This is a genomic window from Herbaspirillum sp. ST 5-3 (assembly GCF_004804275.1).
GTDB lineage: Bacteria > Pseudomonadota > Gammaproteobacteria > Burkholderiales > Burkholderiaceae_D > Noviherbaspirillum.
Map to the genome: position 1 here is coordinate 253,535 of NZ_STGI01000002.1, position 20,755 is coordinate 274,289.

Annotated in this window: 19 protein-coding genes; 9 read left to right on the plus strand and 10 right to left on the minus strand. The window is 60.7% G+C overall.

Translation table 11 applies throughout. The annotated features are described in order from the left end of the window. Positions 1–44 precede the first annotated feature (44 nt). The gene (locus E6W33_RS04840; RefSeq protein ID WP_136414916.1) at positions 45–1,835 is read left to right on the plus strand and encodes a glycoside hydrolase family 2 TIM barrel-domain containing protein; all 1,791 of its coding nucleotides are present in this window, start codon (positions 45–47) and stop codon (positions 1,833–1,835) included. A 9-nt stretch (positions 1,836–1,844) separates the two neighbouring features. Here E6W33_RS04840 and E6W33_RS04845 read toward each other — a convergent pair whose 3' ends face one another. The 7 genes from E6W33_RS04845 to E6W33_RS04875 all read right to left on the minus strand — a co-directional run bounded on the left by E6W33_RS04845 (position 1,845) and on the right by E6W33_RS04875 (position 9,174). Continuing rightward, entirely contained in the window at positions 1,845–2,543 is a 699-nt protein-coding gene (locus E6W33_RS04845) for a UPF0149 family protein (RefSeq protein WP_136414918.1), read from the minus strand. Positions 2,544–2,679: 136 nt separating this feature from the next. Further along, complete coding sequence (locus E6W33_RS04850; RefSeq protein WP_168798531.1) at positions 2,680–5,931, minus strand: PilC/PilY family type IV pilus protein; 3,252 nt, start codon at positions 5,929–5,931, stop codon at positions 2,680–2,682. A gap of 80 nt (positions 5,932–6,011) precedes the next feature. Continuing rightward, positions 6,012–6,542 (minus strand): pilus assembly PilX N-terminal domain-containing protein, encoded by a 531-nt coding sequence (locus E6W33_RS04855; protein WP_136414922.1) that lies wholly within the window; start codon positions 6,540–6,542, stop codon positions 6,012–6,014. Next, entirely contained in the window at positions 6,539–7,633 is a 1,095-nt protein-coding gene (locus E6W33_RS04860) for a PilW family protein (protein WP_136414924.1), read from the minus strand. The genes E6W33_RS04855 and E6W33_RS04860 overlap by 4 nt, the downstream gene beginning before the upstream one ends. 18 nt (positions 7,634–7,651) lie before the next feature. Further along, positions 7,652–8,245 (minus strand): type IV pilus modification protein PilV, encoded by a 594-nt coding sequence (pilV, locus tag E6W33_RS04865; RefSeq protein WP_136414926.1) that lies wholly within the window; start codon positions 8,243–8,245, stop codon positions 7,652–7,654. Further along, positions 8,245–8,730 carry a GspH/FimT family pseudopilin gene (locus E6W33_RS04870; protein ID WP_136414929.1) on the minus strand — a complete coding sequence of 162 codons (486 nt, stop codon included), beginning with the start codon at positions 8,728–8,730 and terminating at the stop codon, positions 8,245–8,247. The genes pilV and E6W33_RS04870 overlap by 1 nt, the downstream gene beginning before the upstream one ends. A 9-nt stretch (positions 8,731–8,739) precedes the next feature. After that, complete coding sequence (locus E6W33_RS04875) at positions 8,740–9,174, minus strand: type IV pilin protein (RefSeq protein ID WP_247869524.1); 435 nt, start codon at positions 9,172–9,174, stop codon at positions 8,740–8,742. 184 nt (positions 9,175–9,358) lie between these two features. On the opposite strand from E6W33_RS04875, the gene E6W33_RS04880 reads away from it, so the two are divergent. Beyond that, the gene (locus tag E6W33_RS04880) at positions 9,359–10,351 is read left to right on the plus strand and encodes a serine/threonine protein kinase (protein ID WP_136414931.1); all 993 of its coding nucleotides are present in this window, start codon (positions 9,359–9,361) and stop codon (positions 10,349–10,351) included. Between the two features lie 16 nt (positions 10,352–10,367). On the opposite strand, the gene E6W33_RS04885 is transcribed toward E6W33_RS04880, so the two are convergent. Together E6W33_RS04885 and E6W33_RS04890 are read right to left on the minus strand one after the other, a co-directional pair. After that, positions 10,368–10,706: a hypothetical protein gene (locus tag E6W33_RS04885; protein WP_136414933.1), complete on the minus strand. Its 339-nt coding sequence runs from the start codon at positions 10,704–10,706 to the stop codon at positions 10,368–10,370. Between the two features lie 32 nt (positions 10,707–10,738). After that, the gene (locus tag E6W33_RS04890; protein ID WP_136414935.1) at positions 10,739–11,185 is read right to left on the minus strand and encodes an Lrp/AsnC family transcriptional regulator; all 447 of its coding nucleotides are present in this window, start codon (positions 11,183–11,185) and stop codon (positions 10,739–10,741) included. A gap of 131 nt (positions 11,186–11,316) precedes the next feature. Between E6W33_RS04890 and E6W33_RS04895 the strand changes: the two genes are divergently transcribed. The 7 genes from E6W33_RS04895 to astB are packed head-to-tail and all read left to right on the plus strand — an operon-like array spanning position 11,317 to position 20,191. After that, on the plus strand, positions 11,317–12,408 hold the full coding sequence (locus tag E6W33_RS04895; RefSeq protein WP_136414937.1) for a saccharopine dehydrogenase C-terminal domain-containing protein: 1,092 nt from the start codon (positions 11,317–11,319) through the stop codon (positions 12,406–12,408). A 30-nt stretch (positions 12,409–12,438) separates the two neighbouring features. Then, a complete protein-coding gene (locus tag E6W33_RS04900; RefSeq protein WP_136414940.1) occupies positions 12,439–13,944 on the plus strand; it encodes an aldehyde dehydrogenase family protein in 1,506 nt (501 codons plus the stop codon). A 56-nt stretch (positions 13,945–14,000) separates the two neighbouring features. After that, a complete protein-coding gene (gene astC / locus E6W33_RS04905) occupies positions 14,001–15,257 on the plus strand; it encodes an acetylornithine/succinylornithine family transaminase (protein ID WP_282183678.1) in 1,257 nt (418 codons plus the stop codon). A gap of 32 nt (positions 15,258–15,289) precedes the next feature. Beyond that, on the plus strand, positions 15,290–16,321 hold the full coding sequence (locus E6W33_RS04910) for an arginine N-succinyltransferase (protein WP_136414942.1): 1,032 nt from the start codon (positions 15,290–15,292) through the stop codon (positions 16,319–16,321). Positions 16,322–16,329: 8 nt separating this feature from the next. Continuing rightward, on the plus strand, positions 16,330–17,376 hold the full coding sequence (astA, locus tag E6W33_RS04915) for an arginine N-succinyltransferase (protein ID WP_247869525.1): 1,047 nt from the start codon (positions 16,330–16,332) through the stop codon (positions 17,374–17,376). Next, positions 17,369–18,832 (plus strand): succinylglutamate-semialdehyde dehydrogenase, encoded by a 1,464-nt coding sequence (gene astD / locus E6W33_RS04920; protein ID WP_136414946.1) that lies wholly within the window; start codon positions 17,369–17,371, stop codon positions 18,830–18,832. The genes astA and astD overlap by 8 nt, the downstream gene beginning before the upstream one ends. A gap of 12 nt (positions 18,833–18,844) precedes the next feature. Beyond that, positions 18,845–20,191 carry an N-succinylarginine dihydrolase gene (gene astB, locus E6W33_RS04925; protein ID WP_136414948.1) on the plus strand — a complete coding sequence of 449 codons (1,347 nt, stop codon included), beginning with the start codon at positions 18,845–18,847 and terminating at the stop codon, positions 20,189–20,191. A gap of 24 nt (positions 20,192–20,215) precedes the next feature. On the opposite strand, the gene E6W33_RS04930 is transcribed toward astB, so the two are convergent. Then, positions 20,216–20,590, minus strand: coding sequence for a CZB domain-containing protein (locus tag E6W33_RS04930; protein WP_136414950.1), 375 nt, complete (start codon positions 20,588–20,590; stop codon positions 20,216–20,218). Positions 20,591–20,755: the final 165 nt, after the last annotated feature.

The window sequence follows — 20,755 nt, forward strand, 5'->3', positions numbered from 1 at the left end:
GGCAACACTCCAAATGAGGTAGCGTTCACCGCAAAGGAACCAGAATGGCCGATACCGCATACCCGCGTCCGCAGTTGGTGCGCGAGCACTGGCAATCGCTGAATGGCCAGTGGAAATTTACCTTCGACAACAACAAGCAATACAAGCATCCCTCCGACACTATCCAGTGGTCGCACGACATTCAAGTTCCTTTTCCTCCGGAATCACAGGCCAGCGGCATCGGCGATCGCGGCTTTCATCGGGCATGCTGGTATCAGCGTGAATTCAGCATCAAACCGGAAGGCGGCCGCATTCTCCTGCACTTCGGCGCCGTCGATTATCACGCCAAGGTGTGGGTTGACGGTCACAAGGTTGCCGAGCATGAGGGCGGGCACAGCTCGTTTCGCGCCGACATCACGACCGCACTCGGGCAGGATGAGCGGCATACGCTCACAGTCTATGTGGAGGACGATCCGCATGACCTGTCCAAGCCGCGCGGCAAGCAGGACTGGCAACCCGAGCCGCATTCCATCTGGTATCCGCGCACGACCGGCATCTGGCAAACCGTATGGCTTGAGCGCGTGCCGCATACTTATATCGACCGACTGCGCTGGACACCGCATTTCGACGGCTTCGAGATCGAGTGCGAAAGCTTTGTCGCCGGCGACCTGGAAGATAACCTGTCGGTGGAGGTGAAGATACGCAGCGGCTCGAAGATGCTGGCGGACGACACCTACCAGATCATCGGTGGCGAAGCGCATCGCAAGATTGCCTTGTCCGACCCGGGCATTGACGATTCGCGCAACGAACTGTTGTGGAGTCCGGAGCATCCGACTCTGCTCGATGCCGAAGTGACGCTGCGCCACAAGGATCAGGTGCTCGACAAGGTGCGTTCCTATACGGCGCTGCGCTCGGTGACGATCAATCGCGACCGCTTCATGCTCAATGGCAGGCCATACCACCTCAAGCTGGTGCTCGACCAGGGCTACTGGCCGGAGACCTTGTTGGCCTCGCCCTCCGACGAGGCCTTGCGCAGGGACGTGGAGCTGGCCAAGGCAATGGGCTTCAATGGCGTCAGAAAGCACCAGAAGATCGAAGACCCGCGTTATCTGTACTGGGCCGATCGGCTCGGCCTGCTGGTCTGGGAGGAAATGCCCTCCGCATACCGCTTCACGCCGCTGGCGATCAACCGCATGGTGCGCGAATGGAGCGAAGTGATCGAGCGCGACTACAGTCACCCATGCATTATCGTCTGGGTGCCCTTCAATGAATCCTGGGGCGTGCCCAACCTGACCTCGATGCAGGCGCATCGCAACGCAGTCGAAGCCTTGTACCACCTGACGCGCACCTTTGATTCGACGCGGCCGGTCATCGGCAATGACGGCTGGGAGGCGTCCGCCACGGATCTGCTCGGCATTCATGACTACGACGGCGACCCCGAGCGGATCAAGGCCCGATACGCATCGGGCGTGAGCACGCAGGAATTGTTCGACCGGCGGCGGCCGGGAGGACGGATACTGACGCTGGATGGCTATCCGCATCGCGGCCAGCCGATTATCCTGACGGAATTCGGCGGCATCACCTACGCGAAGAAAGCGGAGCCGGGTGTCAGCAATGTCTGGGGATATTCGCTTGCCGACAGCGATCAGGATTTCCTCGACAGCTATCGCCGCCTGCTGGAAGTGGTAAACGAAACACCGATGTTCAGTGGTTTCTGCTATACCCAGTTCGCCGACACATTCCAGGAAGCGAACGGCCTGCTGACTGCCGACCGTACGCCCAAGCTGCCGCTGGAGCAGATCTCAGACGCTACCAGGAACCACAAGCCGCATGCGAAGAAGCAGTACGGGATTTAGGCTTGGAGTCTAATCTTCGGCCTGATCCGCGCCGCAGCACTTCTTGAATTTCTTGCCGCTGCCGCAGGGGCAGGGATCGTTGCGGCCGACTTTGGGCGCGTCGCGCTGCACCTGCTGCACCGCCGATTTGCGCAGCGGCTTCCAGAAGCGATGGATATGCGGAATGGCCGCCTCCATTTCCACGGCCAGCTTGTCGCGCTTGAAGGGGTCATCGACCAGCGCCATTTCATCTTCCGCGATTTCGTCCGCACCGAGCAGATAAATCGGCTCGACCATTTCCGCGATGTTGGACGACCAGATCGGCTCCCAGGCTTCGCCACGCAGATTCATCGCCTGCCAGAACCCCCACGCCCAAGCCTCGCCATCGATCAGGGTGCGGCCTTCGACCTCGTGTTCGCAGAACAGCGGCTCGAACTCCTTCGGGGCCACCTCGAAAGTCATCACGACTTCGTTCATGAAACGCGCGATCAGGGCGGTGATGCGCTCGGCTTCCCTGGGCGACTTGAAGGCCGGTCCTTCCTTGCCTTTTGAACCCCACACTAGCGGCAGCCATTCGGCCATCAGCACTTCTTCAGGGCCGATCGCCAACGCTGTCAGGAAGCCGTGCAATGAGTCCATCGTCATGCCATCGTCGGCACAGCGGTCGGAGAGGAGGAACTGGTCGAGCTCCTTGAATTCCTTGTCGGAGAGGGGGTCGTCGAAGTGCATGCGGATTAGTCAAAGTGAGCGATGAAGGCGGTAGTGTAGCGCTTCGGGCGGGACGAGCGTCAATGAAATAAGAACGGCCGGGGAAGAAATATTTTTCTACCCCGACCGTGGCCGTTTCCGCAACGCTCGTCAGTTGCTACTTCTTGTACCAGTAGACTCGCCGGGTTCTCTTGGAGATGTTGGCATCCTTGTAGCAATTTTCGAGTGCAGAGGTGCAAGGAATTGTCGACGTTTGCGGCGGCTGCCCTTCGGCCGACACACAACCGATGCAGAAGCCGACTTTCTTCGTGCCCGAGCTGTCGGTGATCGACACGACACCGCTTACCGGTGAAGGTGGCAGTCCGCCGCCGTCGAGAGTCGTCGTCGTGGTCGTTCCGGTGAGCAAGCCCAGACTGTAGATTCGCGCAACGCCGAGCGTAGTTGTACAGGAATTTTCGTCCGGCTGGATGGCCTGATTAGTGCCGAAGTTTGTAACGCCACCGATGGTCAAGGGTGCATTGACCGACTTTTCGCCGGTTTGCAGGGTGTGGTAGTATCCGTGCCCCGAACCATCGTAGGCTGTGCTTGTGGCGTTAAACAGGTTAGTTTCCGTGATCGTCGCCTGTCCGCTCGCATCCTTGCCCGGCTTCATGTCTTTCAGCATGTACAAGCGATTGGTGACGCTGTACGAGCCGTTGGTATACAGGGGGTGTTCCCGGTCACCGGAACCAACCAGCACGGCATCGTAAGAATCAGGATTCGTCGCCGATCCGATCGGAACCACGCTGGGTTGGAAAAGGAATTTGCGGGGAGTAGCTCCGGCATCGCATGTACCTGTGCCGCATCCGAGCGCGGCAAGCTTGGTGACTTGCCAGCTTGACGGAGTCGATCCGCCAGTTGGCTCAAGGTCGACGCGCCATACATTGCCGCCAACGTCGACCGCATACATGCGCTCCACGTAGCCGTCGTTGTCGCGGTCGAGCAGCGAAATGTCTGCCACGATGCTGTAATCCATTCCGGAGACCTGACGTGTTGCCGCTGCCGTCGGGCCCGCGCTCCACACCAGGCTGCCGTCGGTTGCGTCCAGCACAAACACGCCACGGCCCATGGTATCGGCCGTTGGGGGTTCGCTGTCCTGCGTCGTGCTGTAGCCCGCGCCGAATACCAGCACGGGGTGCGCATAACCTTTCACGATGGCGAGGCGCGGGCGCGACCAGGTTTGCCCGAGTTCGCCCATGCCGGAATCGCTATAGGACTTTTTCCACAATACCCGCGGACTTGCCGGTGTAGTTACATCGAGTGCGTAGATGAAACGTCCGCCACGCCGCATGGTGAGATAGATGTAGGCGTGCGCGATGGTGCCGTCGGAATTGAGCTTCTGGTACATCCCGGTCGGACCGTCGACGAAGTAGTCTTTAGGCTGCGGGTGCAGATCTTCGTCCGTGTTGGCCAGCTTCAACGGTGGAGTGTTGTCGCGCTGGCGCTTGAGCTTGCCATAGAATTCCGGCAGTACCAAGCTCCACAGCTCGCTACCGGCCGGCACGCTGCCGATGGCGGCTGTCTGGTTGCCGTTCACTGCGTGGAATACGCCGTCGTTGCTGCCATAGTAAACTACGACCGATTCCGTTTGGCCGCCATAGCTGATGACCACCGGGCGAGAATGCAACACGTCGCCATGAATCGATGGTCTCACAGTCACGCCGCCGGGACCGCTCTCGTCGCCCTTGTTGTCTGCACCACGCACCCAGTTGATCAGATTAGTGCGATCGCTGTCCGAGGATACGCCCAGCATGGCCTGCGTGATCGCGGTGTTACTGGTGGCGAAGAGATTGGCGGTATTGGTCAAGTCGGCGTTGCAGCTAGTGCCACCCGGGCAATAGGTGTAAAGCCGACGCGGATTGGAGCTGGAACCGGCAGCGCTGGAATAGTTGCTGTTCAGGTTATCGATGCGGAGCCGTTGCGCTGCACCGCCTTTTTCAACCACCTCGCCATCCGGAGAGTCGTAGCCGAGGCCGGCTCCTTGCGGCTTGTTTTTCCAGAAGCCGCCATTGTTATCCGGGGATGTCGTCGTGTTCTTGACAGTCCAGAAACTGACGGCGTTCGGCGAAATGAAACCGGTACCGGCAGAACTGATTGCGGATTCCCCGGTTTTGTCTGCAAGCCGCAGCACACCCGACGAATCCAGTTTGAACTGGTATTGCTTCAGATTGCCCACCCAGCGCGGGTTTCCGTCGGCGTCCGGACGGAACATGCCCATGTAAATCTGGTTCAGGAAAGTCCCCTGTGTGTTCACGCTGACAGGCAGACTCGACGATGCGAACTGGCTGTTAATCGCGAGCACTTCATTCAGGATCTTCGTCAGAGCGGTGCTGATCTCACTGTAGCTGGATGTCGCAAAATATTTGCCGCCGCCGACGTTTGCCATGCTGTTGAGCAGAGCAGGATAGTCCGACTTGCAGCTCGGGCCGAGCAGGCCGACCGTGTAGGTCTTGATGTTGCGCGAGCCTCCCGCGTGGCCGTCGAGATCAATCTGAAACATGTAGCGGGTCCACTCGTCGGCGTACAGACCGGACGAGTCGGTATGGTTGCCCATCGAGTAGGAGCCGCAGGAGAACGCCGGGCTGGTGACCGTCGCGCAGGTCGTGCCTGAGCTGAAAGGGCTGTAGCCGAAAGTTCCGTAGCATCCCGACTGAATCGTGATATTTGTCTTCAGGGCAGCGGTGATGCCGGGAGCGGTGTTCAGCGATGCGCTTGGACTTGTACTGCCGCCATCGCCTGGCGTACCGCTGTTCTGGAAAGCGTTGCCGATGAAAACGACATAGTTCTTCTGGCAAGAGCCGCTGCTCGGCGCAGTATAACGGGTTCCCGACAGCCCAGTGCTGCCGGCGAAGTAGGCCCATGCCTCCTGGATCACGGCGGCGGTCGCTTCACCGCTTGCCTTGATGTTGTACTGGGAATTGCCCGATGTGACCCATTGCCTGATCCAGGCTTTCAGGCTTGCCTTGTTGGCGGCCGTCATGGGTACCAACGCCTTGACCAGGCAGCCACCGTTGCCGCCGCTTGCGCAGCCATAGCTCGTGCCGTAGCTTGCGTTATACATCATCATCCCGATATTGACTTTGGCGCTGCCGTCTGCATTTACGTCGAGCGCGTTGATGACGTTGTAGATGGCGCACTGTTCTATGCCGCCGGCTGTGCTGTTCAGCGATGGCGCCGTGCCATCGTCGTCATAGGTGCAGTTGCCCGAGCTGGCGGAAAAATTGGCGGCATTGTCCAGGATGATCAGCAAATTGGGGGCGGTACCGGCGACATTGCCATCGTAGATGTCGATGTCGTCGGCTCGGCCGGCCACGGGCGAGATCAGCAGTGCGGCGAGCAGGCTGGCCTGAATAAAACGCATCGTTTTCATGATAGTTCCCTCCCAGGCGCCGAGGCGCCGATTTTCTTTCTTGAAGTTCGACGTTGCGGAGATCGTTTGTCGATGGCGGATCAGCATCCGGAATCCCGACCTGCCCGAATGAGAACACCTTGCACGATGGTGGTCTTCGCACCGCTGTTGGTGTCGGCGACGTCCGCCTGGATTTCCCACAGATCCTGATTGCACAAGGCTTGCTGACCTATCTGCCTTTCTTGCGCGCCGTCCATGTGCGTCACGCTTGAAACGTCGGAGTCGCCGAGGCAATACGCATCCTCGGGATGTGCGTTGATATCAAGACTTTCCCGTGGTACCTCGCTCGTATTGCCGCAAACGGGCGGGGAAACATTGACCGTATAAGTGGCAGATCCCATCGGCACAGTAATGGTCTGGGCAGCGGGGGTGGTGTTGTAATCAGTGGAGAGAACCTGTTCGATCGCTTGTTGCGCGGCCGCCGTAGTTTCTCCCTGGATCTGCATGTTTCCGGTGATGCGCAGGTTTGTGGTACTGGAGCGAATCGAGGATACGACCAGCAAGGTGAGCACAACTAGCATGATCATGCTGACCACCAGGGCGGCGCCGGTTTGTGTACGTTTCTTGTTCATGATAACGGCCTCCGTCCACTCGGATTGGTGGCACGAATGACTTCAGAAAAAACACGACGCTTGTAGCTGTCGTGAAATGGTCCTACTGTCCCGGCCGTGCCGAGGCTGTAGGTCTTTTTATCGTCGTAGGTTAGGGTGCGTTCGGTATTGCGGGCCAGCAGATTGACCCGGATCGTCATGATGTTGCCCCAGTCTGCCGCGGTCATCGCCACGCCGGCATCGGTATTGGTGCCGGTGGTGTAGTAGTTCGCCGAACCGTCCGGGCTGGTCTCGGAATCGATCCCGTAGTCCAGTTGCATGTTTTCGATACCTTCAGCCAGTGCAACCGTCGTGAACGCGGCCGCGCCTCCCGAGACAGTCAGCTCCATGCGTTTGAGCGTTGGGATCGAGGTGCCGCCGTCGTCCGTGCTGCCATTGCATGTGGTCCCGCTGGCCGGCACATTGCACGGGCTGACGAAATAGATATGCACAGCATAGGCGCGCAATGGCGCGGTGCCCCCGGTTCGTCTTTTCAGCGTGAACACGCTGGTGTCCGAGCCGCTTCCAACGACGAAGGCCATCGTGTTGGAGACATTGATGCCGGATTGCAGATATGGCTGGCCCGCGACCGCGCTGGCGACGTCAACGGTTGACGTCTCCGCATGCCGCACTATCAGGATGTCGGTGCCGGAGACATGATTTCCGTTTGCCAGGCAGGCGGATAAAGGCGATGGCACCGTGGCGGGCGAATCGTAGCCCTGAATCGGCAAGCTGATCGCACTGGCCAGGGTTGCGATAGTCTTGTCGCACGGATCAACTATGGTGGTTGGTGCCGGCACGTTGTAGAACTCGCCGTAGAAGCCTGCCAGCTCGACGTCTTCCCGCAGTACCTGCGACGCGTAGCGTCCGTTTTCGATTTGTCGGCTGGCCTTGTCGAGTTCGGTCGATGCGCTGCTTTGCTGGGCGATCAAGGAGGTGATTCCGGCCATCAGCATGAGGCCGATGGTCACCGAAATCATCAATTCCACCAGCGACAGGCCGGACTGACGATTGAGGCGTCCCGCATGTGGCGGATGCGAGGAGCGAACTAGCTCGGGTGTATGGTTATCCATGGCAGTCAGTGCATTCAGTCAGGGCGCAAATGTCAGAGTAACGCTTACCACGCGTCGCCATTTTTCATCACCGTAGTTCCCTTTTGCGCAGGCCCATGAATCGGGCGGCGCGCTTGTCTTGCCCAGTCCCTGCCAGGACACGCTGACTTGATAGACGCTGGTGGTTGCATCGTAGGTGACGCAACCGCGTGCACCGTTCATGGCGCCGACGTTGGTATTTGCATCGGTTCCCTGAACGACCTCGGCCGCGCCGGTGAGCAGGCTGCTCCATTCATCCATGTCTCGCACGGCGGTTGCCTGCTGTGTGGCATTGCCGGATGCGCAGGCAGGCGTGGCGGTGGCTGAGGTGCCCAAGTAGGGTGTTCCCGCGGTCGCGTCGGTGGTGAATGCATAGCAGTCGGCGACCAGACGGTTGGCCTGGATGCGCGACACCATGTCTTGCAGCAGCACGAGCGCCTGGGCGCGCTGATAGGATTCCGCTTCGGAGCGGTGTCCATGCATCATGGTGCCGGCAAGACCGAGCAGGCCGAGCAGCAGGATGGCCATGGTGACCAGGACCTCAATCATGCTGAAGCCGGATCGGGAGCGCACGCTGTAGTCTTGGCTTTTCATCAGCAGGCTCCAGTCTTGCTATTGGGCAGGCCGCTGAGGCTGACGCTGACGCAGCGCGTGCGTGAACTGCCGCTGATTGCAAACGTCGGGACCGTAGTCCCCTGGACTCGACCGTTGCCGCCATACGTGACGCTGGTGACCGAGCTGGTAATGCTGACGGCACTGCTGTAGGCAGCCTGCCTGCCGAGTGTGGTGGTGGTGCCACCGCTGGTGACGGTTACGGTCCAGCCGTCTTTCCAGTCGCTCGATGCAGGAGTCACGACGACATTGGTATTGCGCTTGATGGCCTCGCTGCGCGCCAGCACAAGCATGGCGGTCACATCAAATGACGCTGTGCCGACTGCCTGATTCTTGATGAAGTCCACCAGCGACGGCATGCCGATGCTCATCAGGACCGCAGCGATGCTCACGGTCACCAGCAGTTCGACCAGGGTAAAACCGCTGTGCCGGATTGTCGATTTTCCCGAATGTGCTGTGCTTGTCATGATAGGCAATCACCAGCAGGCGGTAACGGTGCTTGAGCCGCTGATGCTTTTTGTCCCGTTCTGCGTCAGAGTCAGAGTTCCGCAGGCGGCGTCGGCGGTTGACTGGCTGCCGCTCGGCGTGGCGGTAATGGTGTAGGTCGGCGGTGCGGTGCCCGTGGTGATCGAGATGGTGTAGTAGCGGGAAACGTCGGACGGCGTGCCGAGCAGGAGACTTGAGTCGTTGGTATATTGCCGATTGTCGAGCAAGTACTGCTCTTCCCGGTTGGCGAGCGAAAACATGAAGCTTTCGGCGGCTGCGCGATTCGATTTCGTGACATGCCTCGTGTATGCCGGATAGGCAACGCCCGCCAGAATCCCGACAACTGCAACGGCAACCATCAATTCAATCAGGCTAAAACCGGTGCGGCGGTTTCGCATGCCGGGAGTCCTTGTCATTCTGTTCATGTCATGTGCTTTCGGGTATGCGGATAAGTGGCGAGAGATCAACATGTCTATAGGATATGAATGTGATGGCAATAGGCAACAAAAAGCGGATAGCAGGCAGTTTTCCCGGGATAAGCGGTTGCACTTCCGCGTTGCCTTTTCAACACGTTCTTGGCATACGTCCTTCCGCGTACAATGTCCGACGATGAACATCACCGCCTCCCACCCTTTCACCAGCCTGACTCCCGATTCAGTTCTTGCCGCTTTGGAAAGCATCGAGCTGTACGGCGACGGCCGCCTGCTTGCGCTCAACAGCTACGAGAACCGGGTTTATCAAATTGGCATGGAGGATGGCCCGCCGCTTGTTGCCAAGTTTTACCGCCCGCAGCGCTGGAGCGATGCGGCCATTCTTGAAGAGCATGCGTTTGTTCAGGAGCTGGCCGAGCGGGAAATTCCCGTGGTGCCGGCGCTATCGCTGGCGGGAAAGGGAACGCTGCATCATTTCGAGGGATTCAGTTTTGCCGTCTTTCCCCGGCATGGCGGCCGCGCGCCGGAGCTGGACGACCGCGCGACGCTGGAGTGGATGGGGCGCTTCATCGGACGCATTCATGCAGTCGGCGCGTTGCAGCCGTTCCAGACGCGGCCAACGCTCGATGTGGCGAGCTTCGGGGAAGAGCCATACGAATACCTGCTGACACACGGTTTCATTCCGCCTGATCTGGTCGATGCATACCGCAGCGTCGTCACGCAGGCGCTGGATGGCGTACGGCGTTGCTATGACCGCGCCGGCGAGGTGCGCTACCTGCGCCTGCATGGTGATTGCCATTGCGGCAACGTCCTCTGGACCGATGCCGGCCCGCATTTCGTCGATTTCGACGACAGCCGGATGGGGCCGGCGATCCAGGATCTATGGATGTTGTTGTCGGGCGAGCGGACGGACATGGTGCGGCAACTGTCCGACCTGCTGGCGGGATATGAAGACTTCTTTGAATTCAACGAACGGGAATTGCATCTGGTCGAGGCGCTGCGCACGCTGCGCCTGATTCACTATGCCGCATGGCTGGCGCGGCGCTGGGATGACCCGGCTTTTCCCGCAGCCTTCCCGTGGTTCAACACTCAGCGCTACTGGCAGGACCGCATCCTCGAACTGCGCGAACAGATCGCGCTGATGGATGAACCGCCGCTGTGGCAGGGCTGAACACTCAGCGCCTGAATCAGACCTTTTGCGCAGCGGCCGCGAGCGCGTCCAGATTCTCGATCAGCTTGTCGACCGTCGGCGCATTGTGCGCGGTCACGACCGCGTATTCGATTGCGTCGTCGCGTGCAGTCTTCGAGAAATACTTCAGCAGGTAGTCCGCATTTTCCACGCCGGGCTTGCCGCGCAGGTCGTCCCTTGCGAGCTTGCGCACATACCAGACGGCATAGCCGTTCGACTCTTCGCAGCAATAGATTTCGACCGAGTGGAAAGGTCCGAGCGGATGCGTCTCCGGATCGGTATGCCAGATCACCTTGCGCCACAGGTGGCTCTTCTTGGTTTCAGGGATGGAATGCATGATGTTGCTCCTTTTCGGCATGGGGTTGATTTCTAGATAGGGCTTCGATCAATGCGCTTGGTGAGGATAATCGAGGTCGAGGTCTGCCGCACGCCTTCGATGGCGCCGATCTGGTCGAGCAGCCGGTCGAGTTCACCGGTGGACTGGCAGCGCAGGGTGAGCATGTAGTCGACCGGGCCGCTGACGGCGCACAGGGTTTCCACTTCCGGCATTTTCTGCAGCACCTTGACCAGATTGGTCGCCTTGCGCGGGTCCATCACGATGCCGACATAGGCGCGCACCGCCGGTTGATACAACTCCTGGTTCAGTCGCACGCCATAGCCGGCGATGATGCCGCGCTTTTCCAGATTGCCGATGCGCGCAATGGCGGTAGTGCGCGCAATATCGACCCGCTTGGCGATGGTGGAGGTCGGCATGCGTGCGTCATCCATCAGCAAGGCCAGGATCTTGTTGTCGATATCATCGAGAGTCGGCTTCATCTTGTGCGATCTGTCCTGTCGTTTCGTCAGATTGTAGTTGAATCATACGTTATGACAACGCTTTGCTCCCTGTTTTCTGACATCGGGCAACTTTAGACTGAGGACATGTCCCCACAATGGAGGTTCGCGCCATGAAAACCAAACTCATCCTCCTCGGTGCCGGCAAGATCGGCGACGCGATCCTGAACCTGCTGTCGCATTCGGGCGATTACCAACTGACGGTTGCCGACCGTGATCCGCAACGGCTTGCCCATGTGCAGGCAATGCGCTTTCCCGATGTCGCGGTCGTGCAGGCTGACATCGCCGACGGAAAAACAGTGCTGGAGCTGATCGACGGGCACGACGTCAGCTTGTCCGCGTGTCCCTACTTCCTGACCCCGGTGATCGCGGCGGCGGCGAAAAAAGCAGGCTCGCATTATTTCGACCTCACCGAAGACGTGGAGAGCACGCGCGTGGTGAAGCAACTGGCCGAAGGGGCCTTCACCGCCTTCATGCCGCAGTGCGGCCTCGCGCCCGGCTTCATCTCGATCGTCGCCAACGACGTCGCCAGCCGCTTCGACACCCTGCGCGACGTGCACATGCGGGTCGGCGCGCTGCCGACGTTTCCGAGCAATGCGCTGAAGTACAACCTGACCTGGAGCACCGACGGTCTGATCAATGAATACTGCAATCCCTGCGAAGCGATTGTTGACGGGCAGTTGCGCGAGGTGTCGGCGCTGGAGGAGGTCGAGCATTTCTCGCTCGACGGCATCGACTACGAGGCGTTCAATACCTCGGGCGGTCTCGGCACACTGTGCGAAAGCCTGGCGGGCAAGGTGCAGAATCTGAACTACAAGACGGTGCGCTATCCGGGTCATCGCGATATCATCAAGATGCTGGTGCGCGATCTGCAGCTGGGCTTGCTCGACCGCCGCCCGATCCTGAAGGAAGTCCTGGAGACAGCGATACCGATCACCCGGCAGGATGTGGTGCTGGTGTTCACCAGCGTGTGCGGCATGCGCGAGGGCAGGCTGGAGCAGGAGACCTACGCGAAGAAGATCTACAGCCAGCAGGTGAATGGCCAATTGTTGTCCGCCATCCAGATCACGACGGCAGCCGGAATCTGCACGATGGTGGATCTGGTGATGCAGGGCAAGCTGCCGAAGGCGGGCTTGATCCGGCAGGAACAGGCGAAGCTGAGCGATTTCCTGGACAACCGCTTCGGCCGTTTCTATGCCGCCTGATTCTATGCCACCTGATAAAGGAGCAGTCGAATGGAATCCGTAACGCACTTATTCGCTGAACTCGGCGTCGATCTGACGCCATACCAGGGCAGAAGCCTGCACAGCATCAGCCCGATCGATGGCGAGACGCTGGCCGGCTTGCACGCCGACACGCCGCATCATGTGAAGGAAAAAATCGCGCGCGCCCACGCCGCATTCGGCCAGTGGCGCGTAGTTCCGGCGCCGCGGCGCGGGGAACTGATCCGTTTGTTCGGCGAGGAGTTGCGCACGCACAAGGAAGCGCTCGGCAAGCTGGTGACGATGGAAGCCGGCAAGATCCTGCAAGAAGGACTGGGCGAAGTGCAGGAAATGATCGACATCTGCGACTTCGCCGTCGGCCTGTCGCGCCAGTTGTATGGATTGACGATCGCGTCCGAGCGGCCGGGCCATCGGATGATGGAAACCTGGCACCCGCTCGGCGTGGTCGGCGTGATCTCCGCGTTCAATTTTCCGGTGGCCGTGTGGTCTTGGAATGCCGCGCTGGCCTTCATCTGCGGAGACAGTGTGGTATGGAAACCCTCCGAGAAGACGCCTCTGACGGCGATCGCCGTGCAGGAACTGTTTGGCAAGGCAATGCGACGCTTTGGCGCCGACGCGCCGCAGGGTTTGTCGGAATTGATCATCGGCGGACGCGAAGTGGGGCAGGAACTGGTGGACGACGCGCGCGTGCCGCTGGTCAGCGCCACCGGCAGTACGCGCATGGGCCGCGCGGTCGCGGAACGCTGCGCGCAACGGCTTGCACGCTCCATCCTGGAACTGGGCGGGAACAATGCGATGATCGTCGCTCCCAGCGCCGAGCTGGAACTTGCGACACGCGCCATCGTATTCTCCGCGGTCGGCACCGCCGGCCAGCGCTGCACGACCTTGCGTCGCCTGTTCGTGCATGACAGCGTGTACGACACGCTGGTGCCGCGCCTCAAGAAAATTTATGCATCGCTGCCTGTCGGGAATCCGCTGCTGAAAGAGACCTTGGTCGGGCCACTGATCGACGGCGCCGCGTTCGACGGCATGCAAATTGCGCTGGACAGGGCCCGCTCGGAAAACGGCCAGGTGTTCGGCGGCGAGCGTGTGCAGATCGCGGAATGCGAGACCGCGTACTACGTCCGTCCGGCGCTGGTGGAAATGCCGGCGCAAACGACCGTCATGCATCATGAAACCTTCGCGCCAATACTATATGTGGTGCGCTATCAAACGCTGGACCAGGCCATCGCCTGGAACAATGAGGTGCCGCAGGGCCTGTCGTCGAGCATCTTCACCACCGATCTGCGCGAAGCGGAGCGGTTCATGTCGTCAAGCGGCAGCGATTGCGGCATCGCCAACGTGAACATCGGTCCGAGCGGCGCGGAAATCGGCGGCGCGTTCGGCGGCGAAAAGGAGACCGGCGGCGGCCGCGAATCGGGTTCGGATGCGTGGAAGGCATATATGCGGCGCGCGACCAACACAGTCAACTACAGCCACGCATTACCGCTGGCGCAGGGAATCAATTTTGATTTTTGAAGCGGGCGGCGTTGGCCTTGTCATTGGAAGAACAATCAAACACAATGGAAAATGGAATGACTGCAACGCAGCGACTTGATGCAAAGGCAATGTCCGATGCCGAGCCTGTCACACGGAAAACTTTTGACGAGGTGATGGTGCCGGTCTACGCACCGAGCGCGATGGTGCCGGTGCGCGCGCATGGCCTCGATCTGTGGGATCAGGAAGGCAAGCACTATCTCGATTTCACCGCAGGCATCGGCGTGACCAGCCTGGGGCATGCCCATCCGGCGGTCGTCGAGACGCTGTGCACGCAGGCGGAAAAGCTATGGCATGTGGGCAACGGCTACACCAACGAACCGGTGCTGCAACTGGCGCGCGCACTGACCTCGGCCACCTTCGCGGACCGCGCGTTCTTCTGCAACTCCGGCGCGGAGGCGAATGAGGCGGCGTTCAAGCTGGCGCGCAAATATGCTCACACGCGCTTCGGTCCGTCCAAATCGCGCATCGTGTCCTGCGTCAATGCCTTCCATGGACGCACATTGTTCACCGTCTCGGTCGGCGGCCAGCCGAAATACACCGAGGGTTACGAGCCGTTGCCGGCGGAGTTGCTGCACATTCCGTTCAATGACATCGACGCCGCGCGCGCCGCAATCGGCGACGATGTTTGCGCACTTGTCGTGGAGCCGGTGCAGGGCGAGGGCGGGGTGCTTCCGGCGGATGCGGAATATCTGAAGGCATTGCGCGCACTCTGTGACGCGCACGGCGCCTTGCTGATCTTCGACGAAGTGCAATGCGGCATGGGCCGCACTGGCGACCTGTTCGCCTACATGGGCTACGGTGTCACGCCGGATATCCTGACTTCCGCCAAGGCGCTCGGCAACGGTTACCCGGTCGGCGCGATGCTCACTACCGACGACGTGGCGAGCGCATTCACGGTCGGCGCACATGGCACGACATACGGCGGCAATCCCCTGGCGGCATCGGTCGCGCTGAAGGTGCTGCAAACCATCAATACGCCGGATTTCCTGGCGCGCGTGAAGCAGGCTTCGGTGACGCTGGTGCAAAAGCTGGAAGCGATCAAGCACGATTATCCGCAGGTATTCGCCCAGGTGCGTGGCAGGGGGCTGATGCTCGGCATGGTGCTGACCGACGCCTGGCGCGGCAAGGCCAAGGACATCACCAAGGCAGCCGAAACCCAGGGATTGATGCTGCTGATCGCCGGCCCGGACGTTGTGCGCCTGCTGCCGGCGCTGGTGGTGAGCGATGCGCAGATCGAGGACGCACAGATTCGCTTGCGGCGCGCGCTCGACGTCGTGCTGTCCGCGCAATGAGGGGACGCGTCGGCTATTGATGGGAGAACTCCGTGTTCGTGGTCCGGCCCGCAGCAAGCTCAGACATTCCGGCACTTGAAGCCTTGGCGTCGATGGTAACGCCCGGCGTGCACACCTTGCCGAGAACGCGCAGCACGATAGAAAGCGCGGTGGAGCGGTCGAATGCCTCGTTCGCGGCGCACCCCGATACGCCGTCGACGGAAGCCTACCTGTTCGTGCTGGAGTCGGCGGTCGACCAGCCGCTTGCCGGCACGGCGGCGATTTCCGCCACGGCCGGCGCGAGTGGTACTTTCTTTGCATTCCGCAACGACGTGTTGAGCCAGGTATCGCGCGACCTGAATATCAGTCACAACGTGCACGCACTGAGCCTGTGCTCGGACTTGACCGGGCATTCGCAACTGTCCGGCTTTTACCTGCGCGAGCGACGCCGGGCAGGAGCCGAGGCCGCATTGCTGTCGCGCGCGCGGCTGTTGTTCGCGGCGGTCGCACCACGCCGTTTCAGTGAAAAATTCTTTGTGTCCATGCCGGGCATTACCGATGCCGACGGCAGCTCGCCGTTCTGGGAAGCGCTGGGGCGCAAGTTCTTCCAGATGGATTTCCTGCAGGCCGAACGCATGATCGAAGGCGCGCGCAATCGCACCCTGATCGTCGAGCTGATGCCTCCCTATCCGGTGTATGTGCCGCTGCTTCCTGCCGAGGCGCAGGACGCCCTGGGACAGGTGCATGGTGAAGGCGAATTGCCGTTCCGGCTCCTGACCGAGGAAGGCTTCGAGCACGACGCCTATGTCGACATTTTTGACGGCGGTCCGATCCTGTGCGCGCGCAGGAATGCCTTGCGATCGTTCTCCCGTTCGATGCCGCGCATCGTCACCGACGAGGCAGGCAAGGCAGCCCGCGCAAGCCGCGGCATGTACCTGATTGCCACGGCGCGCGACGAGCACTTCCGGGCCATCCTGGCCGAATGCGCTTCTCCCAGGCTGTCGGACAGCATCACGCTCACCCAGGAGGCGATGCGCGGCCTGGATGTGGTGAAGGGCGATTCCGTGTTGTGTGTGAAGCTATGAGGCCGACGATGCCAAAGCTGGTAGTCCGCGCCATCCGGGAACAGGATCTGGACGGCCTGCTGGCGCTGGCGCAACGGGTCGGTTCCGGCATGACCACATTCAAGCCGGACCGCCTGGCGCTGCGGCTGAGGGTTGAAGTCGCCTGCGCTTCGTTCGCCGCGCAGATTGCGCCGACGCAGCGCGATTATCTGTTCGTGATGGAAGATGTCGAGGCAGCGCGGGTGGTCGGCGTCTGCGCGATCAAGAGCGCGGTCGGCCTGGTCGACCCGTTCTACAACTACCGCATCGGCACCCTGGTGCATTCCAGCAAGGAGCTGAACGTCTTCTCCCGCATGGACACGCTCTACCTGTCCAATGACCTGACCGGATGCGCGGAATTGTGCTCGCTCTTCCTGCATCCCGATTACCGCGTCGGCAACAATGGCAAGCTCTTGTCGCGCAGTCGCTTCATGTTCATCGCGCAGTTTCCGCATCTGTTTCCGGAAAAGCTGATCGCGGAAATGCGCGGCTATCAGACGCCGGAAGGCCGTTCGCCGTTCTGGGACAGTCTCGGTCATCATTTCTTCCAGATGGATTTCGACCGCGCGGACGATCTCACCAGCCTCGGCAAGAAATCCTTCATCGCAGAACTGATGCCGCGCCATCCGCTGTATGTCGCCTATCTGCCGCAGGAGGCGCAGGACGTGATCGGGCGCGTGCATGTCGATACTGCGCCAGCGCGCCACCTGCTTGAACAGGAAGGCATGCACTACGAAGGTTATGTCGATATTTTCGACGCCGGCCCGGTCTTGCAGGCCCGCGTCGGCGAGTTGCGCGCATTGCGCGACAGCGACTTGTTCACTGTTGAAACCGGCAACGCGACAAAGGCCGAATCGCCATCGCTCGTAGCGAGCACGGCGATGCAGGATTTTCGCGTGATCGTGGCCGATGTCAATCCGAACGCCGGCAGCATTATGTTGTCGGAGGATCAGCAGGTACTGTTAGGCTGCGGCGACGGCGACGGCGATGTCGTGCGCTGCATGTCCCTTAACCCGAGGAAGAGTCCTCATGCATAGTCATTTTCTGAACGGGCAATGGGTAGCCGGCGAAGGTCCGCCGCTTCTTGTGCACAATCCGGCCGACGGAATGCAGATATGGAGCGGCAGGGCTGCCACCGCAACCGAAGTCGATGTCGCCTGCATGTCGGCGCGTGCCGCCTTCGGCAAGTGGGTGATGCAGCCCGTGGATGAACGCGTTGCGATATGCCAGCGTTTCCGCGATCTGCTGAAGGAGAACAGCGAGGAGCTGGCAAGGCTGATTTCGCTGGAAGTCGGGAAACCCCTGTGGGAATCGCGCACGGAAGTAAGCACCATGGCCAACAAGATCGACATCTCTGTCCAGGCCTATCATGCGCGCACCGGAGAATCGCTGAGCAAGGTCGCGGATGGCAATGCGGTGCTGCGCCACCGACCGCACGGCGTGTTTGCCGTGTTCGGCCCGTACAATTTCCCCGGCCATCTGCCCAACGGCCATATCGTGCCGGCCCTCATTGCCGGCAATACCATCGTGTTCAAGCCGAGCGAGTACGCGCCGCAAACGGCGATCAAGACCACGGACCTTTGGGAGAAGGCCGGCCTTCCCTATGGGGTGTTGAACCTCGTGAACGGCGGCCGCGATACTGGCGCGGCGCTCGCGCAGCATCCGCAGCTTGACGGCATCCTGTTCACCGGGAGTTATCAGACCGGCGCGCTGCTGCACAAGCAGTTTGCCGGCCAGCCGGGCAAGATGCTGGCGCTGGAAATGGGCGGCAACAATGCGCTGGTCGCCTGGGATGTCGGCAACATCGACGCAGCGGTGCATCACGCGATTTTTTCCGCGTTCGTCAGCGCGGGGCAGCGCTGTACCTGCGCGCGCCGATTGATTGTCCAGGACTCGCCGCAGGGACAGACCTTGATCGACCGGCTGGTCGAGGTTGCCGGAAAAATCCGCATCGGAAAATTCGATCAGGAGCCTGCGCCGTTCATGGGTCCGGTGATTGCGGCCCAGGTTGCACGGAAACTGCTGCAGGCTCAGGATGATTTGATCGCGCGCGGCGGCAAGGCCTTGCTTGCAATGCGATCGCTTGCGGCGGATACAGGGTTCCTTACGCCGGGCATCATTGACGTGACAGGCGCGGTGGACGTGCCTGACGAAGAATGGTTCGGGCCGCTGTTGCAGGTGCTGCGCGTTGCCGATTTCGATGCTGCGCTGCATGCCGCCAATGCCACGGCCTACGGCCTCGCTGCCGGCTTGCTGTGCGACGATGAAGCGCTGTGGCGGCGCTTCGTGGTGCAGGCGCGCGCAGGCGTCGTCAACTGGAACCGGCCTACGACCGGTGCGGCCAGCACCGCACCCTTTGGCGGCATCGGCAAGTCAGGCAACCACCGCCCGAGCGCGTATTATGCTGCCGACTACTGCGCCTATCCGGTCGCCTCGATCGAGAGCAACACGCTCGAGATGCCGAAGAATCTCTCGCCGGGTCTGGCGTTCTGAAAGAGGGGAACCATGTCGATTGCACGCGAATACAACTTCGATGGTCTGGTCGGCCCGTCGCACAATTACGCCGGCCTGTCCTTCGGGAACGTGGCTTCCTCCCGCAACTTCGGCAGCGTGGCCAACCCGAAGCAAGCGGCGCTGCAGGGGCTCGCCAAGATGCGCGCGCTGGCGTCGCGCGGTTTCGCGCAAGCGGTTCTTCCGCCGCAGCTGCGACCGAACTTCAGCCTGCTGCGCACCGTCGGCTTCAGCGGCAGCGATGCGGAGGTCATCGCCCGCGCCAGCAGGGACGCGCCCGCCATCCTCGCTTGCGCTTATTCGGCCTCGCCGATGTGGACCGCCAACGCGGCGACCGTCAGTCCATCCGCCGACACCGCCGATGGACGCACACACTTTACCGTGGCCAATCTGAACAACAAGCTGCATCGGTCTTTCGAACATGTGGAAACCGAACGCGCCTTGCGCGCCATCTTCGCCGACGAGAAGTTTTTTGCCGTGCATGGAGCGCTGCCGTCGACGCCCGCGTTCGGCGATGAAGGTGCCGCAAACCATACGCGCTTGTGCGCCTCATACGGCATGTCGGGCGTGGAAGTGTTCGCCTACGGCCGCGTGGAATTCGAACCCGACGCGCCTGCTCCCCGGCACTTCCCGGCGCGCCAGACGCTCGAAGCCAGTCAGGCGATCGCCAGACGGCACGGCCTGCACGAGCAGCGCACGATATTCGTCCAGCAAGACCCGGCCACCATTGACCAGGGCGTGTTTCATAACGACGTGATCGCCGTCGGCAACGGCAATGTGCTGTTCTATCACCAGCAAGCATTCGTCAACGAGGCCGAGACGATTTCCGCGCTGCGCAGGGCGATGGAGAACGTGGGGGCGGAATTGCGCCCGATTCGCGTGACGGCAGGCGAAGTCTCGGTCGCCGATGCGGTATCGAGCTATCTGTTCAACAGCCAGCTGCTCTACCGGCCGGATGGAAGGATGGTCCTTGTCGTGCCGCAGGAATGCCGCGAGAATCAGGCCGTGTCGCGATACCTGCAAAACCTGGTGGAAAGCGAGGATCCGATCGACGAGCTGATCAGCTTCGACCTGCGCCAAAGCATGCGCAACGGCGGCGGACCCGCATGCCTGCGTCTCCGCGTCGTGCTGAACGACGCGGAGGCGACGGCAATGCATCAGGGCGTGATCATGACCGAGGACTTGCATGGCCAGCTGGTCGCGTGGGTGCAAAGACACTATCGCGACCGCCTGGCGCCGGAGGATCTGGCCGACCCGATGCTCGCGATCGAGATCAGGACTGCGCTCGATGAACTCACCGGGATTCTGCGTCTGCCCGGTTTATATGACTTTCAGCGGTAAGTAGAAATAGCGCAAAGGTTCCGCTCATGCGGCATGCTTCGCCGCATCGCGTGTCGAGATCACCTTTTTCAGTCGCAGCAGCGCGCTTACCACGTCGGTCGATGCCGCAGAGTAGGTTGGCGACGAAAGCATCCGCTCGGCTTCGTCATACTTTTGCCAGTTGATCAGGCTGGCAACCTTGCCCGCCTCGACATGGAAATCGCGATGCTTTGCAATGACCTGGGCGAATTCCGAAACATGGCCATGCGCAGCCTTGCCTTCGGCGTGCAGCCATTTGCCGAGCTCGCAGCAATTGTCCTTGCAGATCGAGGCTACATCCATTTGCTCTTTTTTCGTAATAGCGGCACGGAACTTCACCTTCCATTCCGCATGCTTGCCTGCTGCGCTTTCGAGATCCATTTTCATCCTCGTAAAAGTATGTCCGCTGTCGAGATAGTTCGACCGGCTCTGCATCGATAGACGCAAATTGCATACCAGATACAAACTGTTGCATATTGTTGGGCGAAAGCCTCGGCGAGATGCCTCTGCCTCATCATTTCAACTGAACTTGTTCCCGAAAACGGG

Bases quoted from the DNA above. Each gene is read 5' to 3' on its own strand.
- astD (WP_136414946.1), top strand. From the start codon at position 17,369: ATGCATAGTCATTTTCTGAACGGGCAATGGGTAGCCGGCGAAGGTCCG.
- E6W33_RS04885 (WP_136414933.1), bottom strand. From the start codon at position 10,706: ATGCATTCCATCCCTGAAACCAAGAAGAGCCACCTGTGGCGCAAGGTG.
- astB (WP_136414948.1), top strand. From the start codon at position 18,845: ATGTCGATTGCACGCGAATACAACTTCGATGGTCTGGTCGGCCCGTCG.
- astA (WP_247869525.1), top strand. From the start codon at position 16,330: ATGCCAAAGCTGGTAGTCCGCGCCATCCGGGAACAGGATCTGGACGGC.
- E6W33_RS04845 (WP_136414918.1), bottom strand. From the start codon at position 2,543: ATGCACTTCGACGACCCCCTCTCCGACAAGGAATTCAAGGAGCTCGAC.
- E6W33_RS04870 (WP_136414929.1), bottom strand. From the start codon at position 8,730: ATGACAAGCACAGCACATTCGGGAAAATCGACAATCCGGCACAGCGGT.
- E6W33_RS04880 (WP_136414931.1), top strand. From the start codon at position 9,359: ATGAACATCACCGCCTCCCACCCTTTCACCAGCCTGACTCCCGATTCA.
- E6W33_RS04840 (WP_136414916.1), top strand. From the start codon at position 45: ATGGCCGATACCGCATACCCGCGTCCGCAGTTGGTGCGCGAGCACTGG.
- E6W33_RS04930 (WP_136414950.1), bottom strand. From the start codon at position 20,590: ATGGATCTCGAAAGCGCAGCAGGCAAGCATGCGGAATGGAAGGTGAAG.
- astC (WP_282183678.1), top strand. From the start codon at position 14,001: ATGACTGCAACGCAGCGACTTGATGCAAAGGCAATGTCCGATGCCGAG.
- E6W33_RS04855 (WP_136414922.1), bottom strand. From the start codon at position 6,542: ATGAACAAGAAACGTACACAAACCGGCGCCGCCCTGGTGGTCAGCATG.
- E6W33_RS04890 (WP_136414935.1), bottom strand. From the start codon at position 11,185: ATGAAGCCGACTCTCGATGATATCGACAACAAGATCCTGGCCTTGCTG.
- pilV (WP_136414926.1), bottom strand. From the start codon at position 8,245: ATGAAAAGCCAAGACTACAGCGTGCGCTCCCGATCCGGCTTCAGCATG.
- E6W33_RS04875 (WP_247869524.1), bottom strand. From the start codon at position 9,174: ATGAACAGAATGACAAGGACTCCCGGCATGCGAAACCGCCGCACCGGT.
- E6W33_RS04900 (WP_136414940.1), top strand. From the start codon at position 12,439: ATGGAATCCGTAACGCACTTATTCGCTGAACTCGGCGTCGATCTGACG.
- E6W33_RS04860 (WP_136414924.1), bottom strand. From the start codon at position 7,633: ATGGATAACCATACACCCGAGCTAGTTCGCTCCTCGCATCCGCCACAT.
- E6W33_RS04850 (WP_168798531.1), bottom strand. From the start codon at position 5,931: ATGAAAACGATGCGTTTTATTCAGGCCAGCCTGCTCGCCGCACTGCTG.
- E6W33_RS04895 (WP_136414937.1), top strand. From the start codon at position 11,317: ATGAAAACCAAACTCATCCTCCTCGGTGCCGGCAAGATCGGCGACGCG.